At 63.7% G+C, this 14092-nt stretch carries 15 protein-coding genes; 2 read left to right on the top strand and 13 right to left on the bottom strand.

All coding sequences use genetic code 11. From position 1 onward, the window contains the following. The first annotated feature begins 219 nt into the window (after positions 1-219). Positions 220-435 carry a hypothetical protein gene (locus V1273_RS12775; RefSeq protein ID WP_334368012.1) on the top strand — a complete coding sequence of 72 codons (216 nt, stop codon included), beginning with the start codon at positions 220-222 and terminating at the stop codon, positions 433-435. A gap of 31 nt (positions 436-466) precedes the next feature. Here the strand turns inward: V1273_RS12775 and V1273_RS12770 are convergent, their stop codons facing one another. From V1273_RS12770 to V1273_RS12710, 13 genes are all read right to left on the bottom strand, one after another. After that, complete coding sequence (locus V1273_RS12770) at positions 467-1801, bottom strand: c-type cytochrome (RefSeq protein ID WP_334409805.1); 1335 nt, start codon at positions 1799-1801, stop codon at positions 467-469. 12 nt (positions 1802-1813) lie between these two features. After that, the gene (locus tag V1273_RS12765) at positions 1814-2194 is read right to left on the bottom strand and encodes a DUF971 domain-containing protein (RefSeq protein ID WP_334368010.1); all 381 of its coding nucleotides are present in this window, start codon (positions 2192-2194) and stop codon (positions 1814-1816) included. A gap of 14 nt (positions 2195-2208) precedes the next feature. Beyond that, positions 2209-2364 (bottom strand): hypothetical protein, encoded by a 156-nt coding sequence (locus V1273_RS12760; RefSeq protein ID WP_334409804.1) that lies wholly within the window; start codon positions 2362-2364, stop codon positions 2209-2211. Positions 2365-2399: 35 nt separating this feature from the next. Then, positions 2400-3440, bottom strand: coding sequence for a formate dehydrogenase subunit gamma (locus V1273_RS12755; RefSeq protein WP_334382869.1), 1041 nt, complete (start codon positions 3438-3440; stop codon positions 2400-2402). 68 nt (positions 3441-3508) lie between these two features. Next, positions 3509-4105 (bottom strand): formate dehydrogenase FDH3 subunit beta, encoded by a 597-nt coding sequence (fdh3B, locus tag V1273_RS12750; RefSeq protein ID WP_028348819.1) that lies wholly within the window; start codon positions 4103-4105, stop codon positions 3509-3511. Between the two features lie 14 nt (positions 4106-4119). Further along, positions 4120-7086 carry a formate dehydrogenase subunit alpha gene (locus V1273_RS12745; protein WP_334409803.1) on the bottom strand — a complete coding sequence of 989 codons (2967 nt, stop codon included), beginning with the start codon at positions 7084-7086 and terminating at the stop codon, positions 4120-4122. 13 nt (positions 7087-7099) lie between these two features. Beyond that, a complete protein-coding gene (locus V1273_RS12740; protein ID WP_213285296.1) occupies positions 7100-7315 on the bottom strand; it encodes a hypothetical protein in 216 nt (71 codons plus the stop codon). Positions 7316-7348: 33 nt separating this feature from the next. Continuing rightward, entirely contained in the window at positions 7349-8137 is a 789-nt protein-coding gene (locus V1273_RS12735) for a molecular chaperone TorD family protein (RefSeq protein ID WP_334409802.1), read from the bottom strand. Positions 8138-8261: 124 nt separating this feature from the next. Then, the gene (locus V1273_RS12730; RefSeq protein ID WP_334412202.1) at positions 8262-8966 is read right to left on the bottom strand and encodes a DUF3306 domain-containing protein; all 705 of its coding nucleotides are present in this window, start codon (positions 8964-8966) and stop codon (positions 8262-8264) included. Continuing rightward, complete coding sequence (locus tag V1273_RS12725) at positions 8963-9481, bottom strand: DUF3305 domain-containing protein (protein ID WP_334409801.1); 519 nt, start codon at positions 9479-9481, stop codon at positions 8963-8965. Before V1273_RS12725 ends, V1273_RS12730 begins: the two co-directional genes overlap by 4 nt. A gap of 22 nt (positions 9482-9503) precedes the next feature. Continuing rightward, entirely contained in the window at positions 9504-10526 is a 1023-nt protein-coding gene (locus V1273_RS12720; RefSeq protein WP_334368004.1) for a DUF6352 family protein, read from the bottom strand. Beyond that, positions 10523-11098, bottom strand: a complete 576-nt coding sequence (locus V1273_RS12715; RefSeq protein WP_334368003.1) for a DUF6505 family protein — start codon at positions 11096-11098, stop codon at positions 10523-10525. The genes V1273_RS12720 and V1273_RS12715 overlap by 4 nt, the downstream gene beginning before the upstream one ends. A 7-nt stretch (positions 11099-11105) precedes the next feature. After that, positions 11106-11840: a biotin/lipoate--protein ligase family protein gene (locus V1273_RS12710; RefSeq protein ID WP_334369235.1), complete on the bottom strand. Its 735-nt coding sequence runs from the start codon at positions 11838-11840 to the stop codon at positions 11106-11108. A 207-nt stretch (positions 11841-12047) separates the two neighbouring features. On the opposite strand from V1273_RS12710, the gene V1273_RS12705 reads away from it, so the two are divergent. Then, a complete protein-coding gene (locus tag V1273_RS12705) occupies positions 12048-14087 on the top strand; it encodes a 4Fe-4S binding protein (RefSeq protein ID WP_334368002.1) in 2040 nt (679 codons plus the stop codon). Positions 14088-14092 lie beyond the last annotated feature (5 nt).

Genomic DNA, 14092 nt, shown 5'->3' with positions numbered 1-14092 from the left:
CGTCGTCCTGCTCCGTAAGCAGCTTCCGGTCCATGTGCGTAGTTCGCCGCTGGAAACGTTCGGCAAATGCGGACGCGCGTTTTCGTTGCGCGCAAGGGAACCGGCCCGATCGTCAAAAAACAAGATCGTGATAGGTGACGCAGGCCACATTCGCGCGTGACCGTTGGCCGTAATGCAGTGGTGCAAGCCACACTGTATTTCGAACCAACGGAGCATTTCATGAACCGTCTGTTGATTTCCGGATTCGTGGCAGTCGCCCTGCTCGCGGTCGCAACCACGATGCGCTCGTACTCAATTTCCGATGAACGTTCTACCGTAACCACCGGCGTGGCGTTGTCGAAGAAATCTCCGGCCTCCGCGGGCGTCACCAGGCTTCCGATCGAGGAATACGAGGATATGTCGCTGGTCTTCTCGACACCACCCGCGAAGCATTGACGCAATCGGCGTAGTCGCCGCGCCGAGCGCTCTATCGCTTTGTCGCCCGCTCGAGGAATTGCACCAGCGCGGCGCGGTCCTGCTCCGAGCCTATGCGCTGCTCCGGCATCTTGGTGCCGGGCGTGTAGGCCTGCGGCCCGACTTCGAACAATTTGGAAACCGTCTCCGGCGTCCAGACGATATCGAGGCGCTTGAGCGCTTCGGAAAAATTATATCCGGGCGCGGTTGCAATTCGTCGGCCGAAGATGCCGGCGAGCGTGGGGCCTGCGCGGTTGACCTGATCGGCACCAAGCGTATGGCAGGCCACACAGGCGCGAAAGACCTCCGCGCCGCGATCGCCAGCATAGGCGGCGAGCGGATCTCCTGCCGTTTCCACGAGGAGCGGATCGACCGGCTCGCCCGTCGCGGCGTTCCAGCGCCGGATGATGTTGTCAGCGCCGCCCGTGAGCAGCGTGCGGCTGTCGGGTGCGAATACGACCGACCAGACCGGAAGGCCCGGGCCGACCAGCGTGCGCGCGAGCGTACGCGCCTTGCGGTCGATCACCGCGACCGTGCCGCCGATGCCCGCGGCGGCCACATGCGCGCCATCAGGCGAAATCGCAATCGAGATCACCGGCCGTGGCCCTGCCACAACGTCACCGGCTCGCGCGCCGCCGGCGGTCAGGAAGTAGACCTTGCCATCGGCACCGCCGACCGCGATTTCACCGTCACGGCCCGTGGCCACGGCGTTGAGCGGTGTCGGCAACGGAACGACCGTCGGCGGCTGCGCGCCCGACAGCGGCCAGATGCGAACGCTGAGGTCGTAGCTGACGCTGACCAGCGTGCGGCCATCGGCCGTAAACGCCACGCCGTTGACGTTCTGCGTATGCTCATCGAGCACGCGCGGCGCGCCGCCTGCGAGCGGCCAGAGCCGCACCGTGTGATCCCACGACGCCGACCCGAGCGTCGCGCCATCAGGCGATACGGCCAGCGCCACGATCGGCGCCGTGTGACCTTCGAGCACCGCGTCCGGCTCTGCCTTGCCAAAGGTCCAGATGGCGATGCGGCCATCGGCGCCGGCGGTCGCCGCGCGTCCCTCACCGAGCAGCGCGACCGCGTTGATCGCGTCGGAATGGAAACGAAGCACCTGCTCGGCCGCATTGCGCGTCATCGACCAGCGGATCGCGGTTGAATCGAAACTGCCGGAGATCGCGCTTTGGCCATCGGCCGAGATCGCCAGGGCCCGAACCGGCCCACCATGCCCGCGGAGTTGCGCGACGGCGGCCGTTGCGCCGATCGGCAGCGCGATCAGCACGGCCGCAAGCGCCAGAAGCGCCGACCGGCCCGCCTTGCGACGCGAAGCTTTCGCCGAATCGCTGGATGCCATTCCCGCTGGCCCTCAGCGTACGCCCGGCCGGTCGCGGTCGAGCCCCTTGGCCTGCAGGTCGTCGAGGTAGTCCTGAAAGCGCCGCTCGGCATTCTCACCGAGATCGCGCAAAAACGCCCAGGAGTAGATGCCGGTCGCGTGCATGTCGTCGAACCCTATTCTGACGGCATAATTGCCGACAGGATCGACCGAAAGAATGGTGACATTGCGTTTGCCGCCGACGGTCTTGCGCTCGGCCTCGGAATGCCCCCGCACTTCGGCCGACGGGCTGGTCACCCGAAGCAATTCGGCGGAGAGATCGAATGTGCGCCCATCGTCAAAGGCAACGCGCAACGTGCGGCGATCCTTCGGCAGGCGAATTTCGACCGGCCACGCCAGCGTGACGTCAGGCACGCCCACCGCCGGCGTCAGCCCGGGCCGATCAGATGATGGCCGGGATCGCTGACCCTGGCGCCCGTGGTCGTATAGGCGACGGAGCTCGACTGCTGAATGTTGTTGAGCACCATCGCAACGCCGCCGGCAGCGACGATGGCAAACGCCAGAGCCGCAATAAAGGATTTCATGTCACTTCCTCACGTTTTGCTTGCGCCAGACCGGACTATTCGGCCGGTACTGCGCGGGCCGTGCCATCAGATGGAGCTTCGCCCTTTGCCTGCTGTTCCTTGACCCAGATCGCGTGATGCTCCTTGGCCCAGTTGAGATCGACCTCACCGGTTCCCATTGCATCAAACGCCCCCTCCATGCCGATCGAGCCGATATAGATGTGCGCCAGCATGGCGGCGATGAAGAGCATCGCGATCACGGCGTGGATCACGGTCCAGAACTGGAGCGCCGTGACGTTGCCCGGAAGATACGGGAACAGCAGGAACCAGCCGGACACCGACATCAGCACGCCGCCGATGATCACGATCCAGAAAATCCCCTTCTGGCCCGCGTTGAAACGCTTGGCCGGCGGATGCTTGTCGTCAGACAGAAGGCCCCCGCCCTGCTTGAGCCACTCCCAATCGAGCTTGCCCGGAATGTTGTCCTTGATCCAGATCAGGAACATGATCGCAAGCCCCAGCATGAAAGGGAATGCCAGGTAGTTGTGCGCAAGCTTGGCCCAGGCCGACATGGTCGCAAAAGCATCGGGGCCGAACAGCGGCAGGATCAGGGTGCGTCCGAAGCTGACGTTCAGGCCCGAGAGCGCCAGGATGATGAAGCAGCTTGCGGTGAGCCAGTGCGTGAAGCGCTCGAAGCTCGCGAAGCGTAGCATCGTCTTGCCCGAAAATCCCCCGTGCACGCGAATTCGTCCACGCACCATCAGGAAGATCGCGAGCACAGCCAGCATTCCAAGAATGGCAATGCCGCCGATCCAGGGCAGCTTGCTGCGCTGGAAGTCGCGCCAGTCGCGCCCTGCGGGCTGGATCAGATTGGCCGCATTCCGGTCGGGGATAGTTACGCGCCCGGTGATCTTGTCGCCCTCCTTCAGCGCGTTCAGAAGCTTGTCTTCCTGAACGGCCTCGGCGGTCGGCTTGAAGGAAATCTGCGCTGCCGCGGGCTGTGCGAAAACGAACAACAGCGCGAGCGCGGCAAGCAGCGGCTTGAAAACCGCGAATTTGAGATTTGCGAACCTGAGAATTGAAGATGAGCCTGGCATTTGCACAACGCCTTTCGGTTATCGGAATTACCCTGATGCCGCCGCGCCGAAGCGCGGCGGCCGTTGCATCAGCCGGTCGGTGAATCGCTGTAGGCCGTCTTCCAGCCCCACATGCCCGAGCCATAGCCGCGCTTCATCACCCGCTCCTTGTAGATCTCGGCGATGATCGCGCCGTCGCCGGCGAGCAGTGATTTGGTCGAGCACATCTCGGCGCAAATCGGCAGCTTGCCCTCGGCCAGACGGTTGGCGCCGTATTTGGCGTATTCGGCCGGGGTGGAGTCGGCTTCCGGTCCGCCCGCGCAGTAGGTGCACTTGTCCATCTTGCCGCGCGATCCGAAGTTGCCGACCTTCGGATATTGCGGCGCGCCGAACGGACAGGCGTAGAAGCAGTAGCCGCAGCCGATGCACAGATCCTTGGAGTGCAGCACGACGCCGTCGGCGGTGGTGTAGAAGCACGACACCGGGCAAACCGCGGCGCACGGCGCATCCGTGCAATGCATGCAGGCCATTGAGACCGAGCGTTCGCCGGGCTTGCCGTCATTGATGGTGACGACGCGGCGGCGATTGATGCCCCACGGCACTTCATGTTCGTTCTTGCAGGCGGTCACGCACGCATTGCACTCGATGCAACGGTCGGCATCACAAAGAAATTTGACGCGAGCCATGATCTATTCTCCTCTCACGCCGCTTGGATCTGGCACAGGGTCACCTTGCCCTCGTGCATGCCGGTGACCGGGTCGTAGCCGTAGGACGTGATCGTGTTGACGCTTTCGCCCAGCACGATCGGGTCTGAGCCCTTCGGATATTTGCTGCGTTGGTCGACGCCCTGGAACCATCCGGAGAAGTGGAATGGCATGAACGCCACCCCCTTGCCGACGCGGTCGGTGACCAGCGCCTTGACGCGGGCCTTCGAGCTGTTTTCCGGACCGTAAACCCAAACCCAGCCGCCATCCTTGATGCCGCGCTCGGCGGCATCCGAGGTGTTGACCTCGACAAACATGTCCTGCTGCAATTCCGCGAGCCATTTGTTGGATCGGGTCTCTTCGCCGCCGCCTTCATATTCGACGAGGCGTCCCGAAGTCAGGATGATCGGGAATTGCTTGGCGAGTCCCTTCTCGACCGCCGCCTTCTGAATCGAGAAGCCGAGATTGGCCATGCGGAACTGACGCCCGTCCGGACGCGTCGGGTACTTCGCGACCAGATCGGGCCGCGCGGTGTAGATCGGCTCGCGATGCACCGGCACGGGATCCGGCAGATTCCACGCCACCGCGCGGGCCTTGCCGTTGCCATACGCCATCACACCGTGCTCCAGCGTGACGCGGATGATACCGCCCGACAGATCGACCGCCCAGCCGACGCCATCAGGGTTGTTGCCGCCGATCTTGTTGATGGTCGCAAGCTCGTCCGCGGTCAGATCCTTGTCCCAGCCGAGCTTCTTGAGCACGCCATAGGTGAACTCGGGATAGCCGTCGGTGAGCTCCGACCCCTTGCTGTAGGATCCTTCGGACAGCATGTTGACATTCTTGACCGAGCCGTCCGGCTGCTTCTCCTCGTAGACCACGCCGAAGCGCGCGCGGAACGTGCCGCCGCCATCCTTGGCGTGCAGGTTGGTGTTGTAGAGCGTGTGCGTGCCCGGATGTCGGATCTGCGGCGTGCCCCAGCACGGCCACGGCAGGCCGTAATAGTCGCCGCCGATCTCCGGCTCATCCGCCTTGGCGCGCAGGGTCACCAGGTCGAACTTGCCCTGGTTCTTCATGTGCGCCTTCAACCGCTCCGGCGACTGGCCGGAGTAGCCGGTCGAGAAGCCGCCCCGGTTGATTTCCCGCAAGAGGTCCTCGGCCGACGGATGCTTGTTCTCGACCTTGATGTTCTTGAACATCTTGTCGGCGAAGCCGAGCTTTTCCGACAGCCGATAGATGATCTCGTAGTCGTCCTTCGATTCGAAGATCGGCTTGACGATCTGCTCGCCCCACTGCAGCGAGCGGTTGGAGGCCGTACGCGAGCCCGAGGTCTCGAACTGGGTGCAGGCCGGCAGCAGATAGGTGCCGTTCTTGCGCTCCGAGATCGCAGCGAAGGTCGTCGGATGCGGATCGGCGACCACGAGCAGTTCGAGTTTTTCGAGGCCCTTCACCATCTCCGTCATGCGCGGCACGGTATTGCCACCGTGGCCCATGATGACCACGCCCTTCACGGCGTCGCGTTGATCGACGTCGTCGGGGTTGGACAGCGTCGCATCGAACCAGCGGGTCCACGGAATGCCCGGCAGTTCCATGTTCTGCTTGCGGGTGCGTGCCGGACGGCCCGCCTTCGCTGGCACTTCGTCGAAGCGCGACTGCAGGTAGTCGTACTCAACTTCCCAGACGCGCGCCCAATGCTTCCAGGCGCCTTCGACGAGGCCGTAGTAGAGCGGCAGCGTCACGATATCGAGCCCGATATCGGTCGCGCCCTGCACGTTGCAGTGGCCGCGGAAGATGTTGGCGCCCGAGCCGAAGGAGCCGACATTGCCGGTCGCCAGCAGCAGGTTGCAGTAAGCGCGGACGTTGGCCGTGCCGACCGTATGCTGGGTGCCGCCCATGCACCAGACAATGGTCGATGGCTTCTGCTTGGCAAAGGTCTCGGCAACTTTCTTCAGTTGCTCGCCGGGAATGCCGGTGACGCGCTCGACCTCTTCTGGCGTCCACTTCGCAACTTCGGCGCGGATCTGGTCCATGCCGTAGACGCGTTGCTTGATGAATTCCTTGTCTTCCCAGCCATTGTTAAAGATGTGGTGCAACATGCCCCAGATCACGGCAATATCGGTGCCGCCGCGGAATCTCACATATTCGGTGGCATGCGCCGCGGTGCGGGTGAAGCGCGGATCGAGCACGAATACGTTGGCGCGATTGAGCTCCTTGCCGGAGAGGATGTGCTGCAACGACACTGGATGCGCTTCGGCGGCGTTCGATCCCATGAAGATGATCGTCTTCGAGTTGCGCATGTCGTTGTAGGAATTCGTCATCGCGCCGTAGCCCCAGGTATTGGCGACGCCGGCGACGGTGGTCGAATGACAGATGCGGGCCTGGTGATCGATCGAGTTGGTGCCCCAGAACGCCGCGAACTTGCGGAACAGATAGCCGCCCTCGTTGGAGAACTTCGCGGAGCCGAGCAGATAGACGGAATCGGCGCCGGACTTGGCGCGGATCTCCAGCATCTTGTCGCCGATCTCGTTGATGGCCTGATCCCACGAGATCTTCTGCCACTCGCCGTTGACCAGCTTCATCGGATATTTCAGCCGGCGGTCGCCATGGACGAGTTCGCGCACGGCTGCGCCCTTGGCGCAATGCGAGCCGCGGTTGATCGGGCTGTCCCACGCCGGCTCCTGGCCGACCCAGACGCCGTTCTGCACTTCGGCGATCACGGTGCAACCGACCGAGCAATGCGTGCAGATGTTCTTTCTGATTTCGGTGGGCGCGCCGACCTTCTCAGGTCCTGCCTGCGCCTTGCGCACCGAGCCGAGCGGCATCAGGCCGATCGCGGCGCCCGCGCCGGCCGCCAGACCGGACCGCCGCAGAAACGTACGGCGGTCGAGAACTCCCGACGCGAGGCCGGCGGCGATACCTTGCAAACGCGCCTTGCCCGCGGATCCATCTCTTCGCTTCATCAACATGTGCGTGGTCCCATCAATAGCGGTTGACGCGATAGAAATTCTTGACGTGGTCGCTTTCCTTGTAGCGCGCCTTGACGCGCTCGGCCTGCGACTCGTCCGCAGCCGCCTCGCTTCCAGTAAGCGGGACAACGGCTGCCGCGGCGACCGCCGAACCGCCCATCAGAAACAGGCTGCGCCGATCCACCCCGGCGGCCTGTGACTTTCCCTTACTCTCAGATGGCTTGCTCATTGCGATCTCTCCTATTCTCGTCGCCTTTCACCGTCACTCGGACAGCGTGAAGGCCTCTGATTCCAATTCCATGAAGACACGGCCGGTGCGGCCGACGGCGCGGTAGAAGCGCGCCGATTGCGACATTTCGAGATCGGCGAACATCCGCGCCGCCCACGGCTTGAGATGACGCTCGAAAAAGCGCGCCTGCTCGGCGAACTCGGCCTCGAAGTCGCCGCGTGCGAGGCCCGCCATGACTTCGAGCAGGATGGCGATGTGATCTTCCGGCTCACGCGAGGTACCTGCGCGCTCGATTCCGAGCGCACGCAGATCCTCGCGCACCCGCGCCAGCGGACGCTCGTGAAGAAAGCCGGTCAGATAGTAGGAGGCATAGGGCAGCAGCTCGCCACGGCCGAGCCCGATGAAGAGATCGAAGAATTCCTTGCTAACGGCACGATCATCCGTCGCCGCAGCGGCGGACGCGAGTTCGACATGCGCCATGCCGAGATCGGATCCGTCGCCCTTCAGCGTTGCTACCCGTTGCAGCGTTTCCGCATCGGGCGCCTTGCCAAGCAGCAACGACAACAGGCCGTATTCCGCGGCACGCAGTTGATCGATCTCGTCGATTTCGGATTTCGATGTCACCTGATCCTCGGACGATCCGTAGAGATCGGGACGCAGCGCGAGACGGTCCACCTGCGTCAGCGCCTCGACCGCGAGAACCCGCTCGGCGGGAATACGCGACCATGCGGAAACGGACGGCTGCGCAATGCCGAGCCCCCGCGCCAGCGATCCGACGCCACCTGCTGCCTTGATTGCTAGTTCCAGCCCGGCATCACGCATGGTGCTACCGAATTCTCCCCGCCCGCGCCCGAGTGCCTCTTATTCAGGCACACACTTTAGAACTGGAATTATTCCAGGGAGAATTTGTAGCATAGGCGAGGCCTATGTCCGCAAATACTTTTGTCTAAACAATTGGTTTTGCGGTGCCATGGCGTCGCACTCGTTGCTGCGATGCAACAGATTTGGCTGCCTCGAATTCGCCCACCGGCGCGGATTCCCCTGTACCCCGTTTCGCTTCTGAAACGAGTTCCGTTTCTGTCGAGGGTTCATCAGACTGTCGCAAAGACTCCTCAGGAAGGTCTTCCTGCGGTTTTGCCGAGAGTTCACGTTCGGCCGGTTGTGGCGAAGGACCTGCCATCTCGGTTCCGGAACTTGCGTCGGAATTCGTTGTTTCAGACGGTTGCTCGCCCATGATTTGCGCGACGAGCCGCGCCACGTCGACGCCTGCGCCGAGCTCGCCACCGCCGGGCACTCCGCCCGGCGCATTCCAGTCGTAGGCATATTCAAGTGCTGGACTGACGTAGTTGCGAATCGCGGGATCCAGCGCCCAGGATTTTCGCAAAGCCGCATTCCGCAAATGTTCGGGAACGCCTTTGCGAAGGAAGGCGGTGATATCGCTGGTCTCCGTCAGCTCCTCGAGGTTTGGCAGCGTCGACAGATCGAACTCCGGCACGACCTCTTCGGGCTGCGCTAAAGGTGGAGCTGACGAATCGCCACTTTCGGCAGCCGGCGTATCCCGCTTCGGCTCGGTCTGCTTGGCTTCCTGCTTGCGCTGCGACCATCGCGCCAGAAAGCCCTTGTCCCGATCGGCTTCGTCCGGACCACTCATTTGCGACCCATCTTCTCGTCCGGCCCGCCGCCCGGCACGCGCGGCCGATCGCCGCTGGCACGATCCCGCTTGCGCTTGTGAAACACACGCTCGACATGGAATCGATCGACGAAGGCGGCAATCCATGACGCGATTTCGGGCGGCATCGGCACGGTACCGATCACGTCGCAGCCGCTTTCGAACATCGCCTCCCCTTCGGTCGGGTCGGCGGTCACTTTCGTCAGCTCAAGCTCAGGACCACCATCCTGGCGCCGCAACGCGACCCAGATCCGCGGCTCCCCATCGGCAAGGTTGTCGCGGTAGTTCGCCGTTTCCGAGCTGAACAGGTCGATGCTGGCCGATCCAGCGTAATAGATCGTCGCGTCGGCTTCGGTGGACAGCGCAGTCCAGGGTGCGGTCGCCGGCACCTCATCCAGGATCATTGCCGGCGACCACAACTGGTCGATCCAGGGATTGTCGATCGAACGGCGCCGCACCACCACGCCGACCTCGCGGGATGCTTCCGTCATCGCCATGTCCCATCCTCCATTCAGTGGATCACGTGGCATTCGCGGCCGCGGCCAGCGGCAACCCCGCAACCAGATTTTGCGGCTTTAGTCTCACCACCTTGTCCGCGCCCATGGCGAGGATGAGGTAAACCGGCTTGTCGCCGACCCGCTCGTCCACCAGCCGCGTATCCTCGAAGGTCAGGCGCATCAGTGCCACGATGCGTTCGGCAATGCCGCCCTCCAGCTGCTCGCCACGCCACAGCGCGTTGCCGATCCGCGTCGCCTCGCTGTCGAGGCCGATGAACCAGCGCCAGTCGCGATCCTCGATCGCGGCGATGGTTTCGACGCCGACGGTGATGCCGAGCAGATGAGCAATCCAGCGCTCGATGACACGGCAGAGCGCGGCCCGCGCTTTCTTGTTGCCGCCGATGTTCATCACCATCGCATGCGCATCCGACCGCGACCAGTAGGTCCAGGCGTTTTCGTCGTCCATGACGTCCATCTCGCCGAACGACTTCGGCTGCTGCAGCATGGCCGTGAGCGGCGATGAATGCAGGTCGTGCTGGGCATGCTGCTCCGCCTCGATGACTTCCGCATCGGCCAGCAGCAACGTGCCTTCGTGAACGGCGGCCAGTTGGCTGCGATAGAACAGCTCCGCAGCACGCAACACATAAGGGTCGTCGCAGCCTTCGAGCGCGTTGCGCAGGATCAGGTGGCACAATTGCGACAGAAAGATCGGCGGCAGATCGCCGGCCCCCTTGCGGGCGAGCGCGACATAGACCGCCTCCAGCGACGGCGCCGCCATCAGCCGATCGCGGAAATTCACCATGAAGGACCAGTTTTCGCGCGCATCGGCATCGGCCAGCGCGGCGATATCAGCATCCGAGACCGGGCGCAGCGGATCGCCCATCAGGCTCGCATGAAGATGGCGCTCGGCGTCGCAGGCGTCGGCCGGCGGCATCAATTCGGGCCGCGCCAGATAGGCCATGATGAGTTCAGGCGTCGCGACCAGCCCGCCGTGATCGGCGCGGCGCGTGAGGTGATGGCCCGATGCGACCCAGAATTCTCTCATGTACGATCCGTCGTCCTGGCGTCGGTCCTGATCAGCCCGAGAAGATCGACCTCTTCGGCAGGTTCAACATCGCCCTCGACTTCATGGAAGGTAAAGGCGCTGGCATGCGCGTGCAACCGGTCGGCATCCGCAGCAGCCGGGCGGGCTTTAAGGGTACGAAAGCGTTCGCGGATCTCGCCGTTTTCGACGCTGCGCTGAACGGCAAGCAACGTCTGCGGCGGGTGTTCGCACAAGGAAGCTGCGAACGCGATCTCTTCCTCGGCGGCAAGACGCGCGGCATCCGCATCGGGCGCCCCGAATTTCTTCAGCAACTGGCTTGCAAGCCGCTCGATCATCGCCTCCCGTTCCGCTTCGCTCGCTTCGGTGACGACGGCAAGCGTCGACCATCCGAGACTGTCGATCCCAAGAAAGCCGGAACGCAGCGCCACGCGCTGCTTCTGGCCGAGCGTCGCCGGATCCCGGTTCCAAAAAACGAACGCGCCGGAAACCGCCCATTCGCCGGGTTCCGCCGCCCGCTCGAAGACGAAGGTATCTGACGGGTCCAGCCTGATGGTTCGCGGAAATTTCAGCATGTCCGGCTCATCCGAATTTCGGACCGCGCGCCTGCGGATCATACCAATTGGCTCTTGCCAGCGCATCCACAAGGCTGTTCCGCTCCGGCGCTCCGCCGCCGGCCGGCATGCCGACCAGAAGATCGCCGTTGACGTCGATGCCCCTGCGCTCGCCGGCCTTGCCCTTGGGAAGCCGCTCCAGATAGTCCCGCGCGATCGCCTCGAAGCCGCGCTCTTTCCAGCGATCGAACGCGGTCATCAGGTGCCTGGTGAAGCTTTCGATGATCGCATCGGTATCGACCATCTCGAAACCTTCGCTCAGTAGCGACACGCCCGAGGCCGCCTGCACCTCCGGAACATGCGCCATGGCGGCCGCGCGCAGAATCACGCCGAAAACGAGCCAAGACGGTATGTCGTCTTCGGTGCATTCAGCGGGCCAGCCGAGCCGCCCGCCGCCAAGCAATCCCGCGTCAAACCGGATCGCGTCGGGCCAGTCGAAACTGACCTCTCGCTCCGGCGGACAATGAGCCGCAATCGCATCCGCCAGCGCATTCATGCCGGCATAGAACGCCCGCCGCGCCGACCTGAGCGGCTCGTCGGGTTCAAGCACCACCGCGAACTCGACCAGATCGTAGCGGCGCACCCATACCAGCGTTCCGGCCCCCGCCTCCGCCGCGACCTCGCGAGCATGGGCAAAGGCGTCGCCGAGCTCGCGCAACGCGACCAAAGTATAACCGGGTGGCAAATCGAGCGTCTGTTCCATATCTCTTGGACGAACGATCACGAGCGGCTAATCCCTAATTGCTCCACGAGCCGCCTGTGTATGCTATTCCGTGCAAGTTGGCCACGTGAGCGGCCTCGATATCTATCTCGATATCTATATCTTGCAGATATCCGTCCGAGCGGTTACCGCAGAACCGTAGGATGAAGCAACAACCCGCTTGATGCTCCGGGTTCAAGGTATTTCAAAATGAGTGCGGCGACGTCGCGCCTCCTGATTTGCAGTTGCGAGAAGACCATGCCGCTCGATGCGGATGCGATCGGCCGTGGCTGCGCGAGCAAGATCACGCAGGCAAATCAGCTCTGCGGGCTCGAACTCGACCGCTTCAAGGAGGCGCTCGCCGAGGGCGCGCCGATTACGGTTGCCTGCACCCAGGAAGCGCCGCTGTTTCGGGAAGTGGCGGAGAACACCCCGCAAGCCCAGCTCAACTTCGTCAACATCCGCGAGACCGGCGGCTGGTCGAAGGACGCCGCGGCAGCCGGTCCGAAAGCAGCCGCGCTGATTGCTGCGGCGGGCGAAGAAATGCCCCCGCTCTCGCTGGTGACGCTCGAGAGTAGCGGCGTTGCACTGATCTACGGCCGCGACGAAATCGCCATCGAGGCGGCGCAGCGTCTCGCCGATCGTTTGGACATTACGGTGCTTCTAACCAAGCCTAGCGATGTGATCCCACGCCGCACCAACGAATTTCCCGTGCTCAAAGGCACGATCCGCAACGCCCGCGGCCATCTCGGCCAGTTCGAGCTTTCGATCGACGACTACGCACTGCCATCCCCCTCTTCGCGAGCCAAGCTCGTGTTCGGGCCGTCGCGCAATGGCGCGACCTCGACCTGCGATCTGATCCTCGATCTCTCCGGTGGCGCACCGCTGTTCCCCGCGCATGAACTGCGTCCCGGCTATCTGCGCGCCGACCCGCGCGACAAGGCCGCCGTCGAGCGCGCGATCGCAGATGCCGGCGGCCTGGTCGGCACCTTCGACAAGCCGCGCTTTGTCAATTTCGAGCCGTCGCTCTGCGCGCATTCGCGCTCGTCCATTACCGGATGCACGCGCTGTCTTGACCTCTGTCCGACCGGTGCGATCACGCCGAACGGGAACGCCGTCGCAATCGACGCCAATGTCTGCGCCGGCTGCGGCTCCTGCGCTTCCGTATGTCCGACCGGCGCGGCGTCTTATGCATTGCCGAGCGCGGACGCGCTGATGCGGCGGCTGCGCACGCTGCTGCAGACTTACCGCAAGGCCGGCGGCAGCGATGCCGTGGTCTTGTTTCATGACGGCGAGCATGGCGAGGACATCATCGATGCCCTGGCGCGGTTCGGCGATGGCTTGCCGGCCGACGTACTGCCGCTGCGCGTCAACGAAGTAACGCAGGTCGGACCGGAGATCATCGCGTCCGTCTTCGCCTATGGCGGTAGCGGCGTCGCGCTGCTGACGCGCGCAAAACCTCGCCACGATATCACGGCACTTCGCCGCGCGGTCGAGACGTCGGATCGAATCGTTAGCGCACTCGGCTTCGGCGCCGGCATCATCCAGATCATCGAGACGGACGATCCGGATCAACTGCGCGCCATGCTGGATGCTGCCCCCCGCGGGATAGCAACGCAAAAGCCGGCCGGCTTTGTGCCGCGCGGGGCGAAACGCGGCGTGCTCGAAACGACATTTCGCGAGCTGCACCTGGCCGCGCCCACGCCCGTCGAGGTCGTGCCGCTGGCGCCGGGCGCTCCCTTCGGCACCGTGAACCTGAATGTCGACGGCTGCACGCTCTGCCATGCCTGCGTCACCGCCTGCCCGACTGGCGCGCTATCAGATAACCCTGATCGCGCGATGCTGCGCTTTACCGAAAGCCTCTGCGTGCAGTGCGGGCTCTGCCAATCCACCTGCCCGGAAAAGGTCATCAGCATCGAACCGCGTCTCGACTTCCGGGCCTGGAACACGCCGCAGCGCGTGCTGAAAGAGGAAGAGCCGTTCAACTGCATCGCCTGCGGCAAACCATTCGGCACCAAGAGCTCGATCGATCGCGTGCTGGCCAAGCTCGGCGGCGAGAGGCACTGGATGTTCCAGGGCGCCAACGCGAAGCGCCTTGACGTTATCAAGATGTGCGCGGATTGCCGCGTCGAAGCGGTGGTGAACGAGAGTTTCGACCCGCATGCGGTGCCGCAACGCCCGCCGGTCATGTCGACGGAAGATTATCTGCGCGCGCGCGAAGTGAAGAAGGACGATCCGCTTGGATCGTGAGCCGC

Source organism: Bradyrhizobium sp. AZCC 1721 (assembly GCF_036924715.1).
In the GTDB taxonomy this organism is placed as follows: Bacteria; Pseudomonadota; Alphaproteobacteria; order Rhizobiales; family Xanthobacteraceae; genus Bradyrhizobium.
The sequence above is the reverse complement of the archived record's forward strand: the minus strand, read 5'-3'. Positions and strand labels throughout refer to the sequence as shown.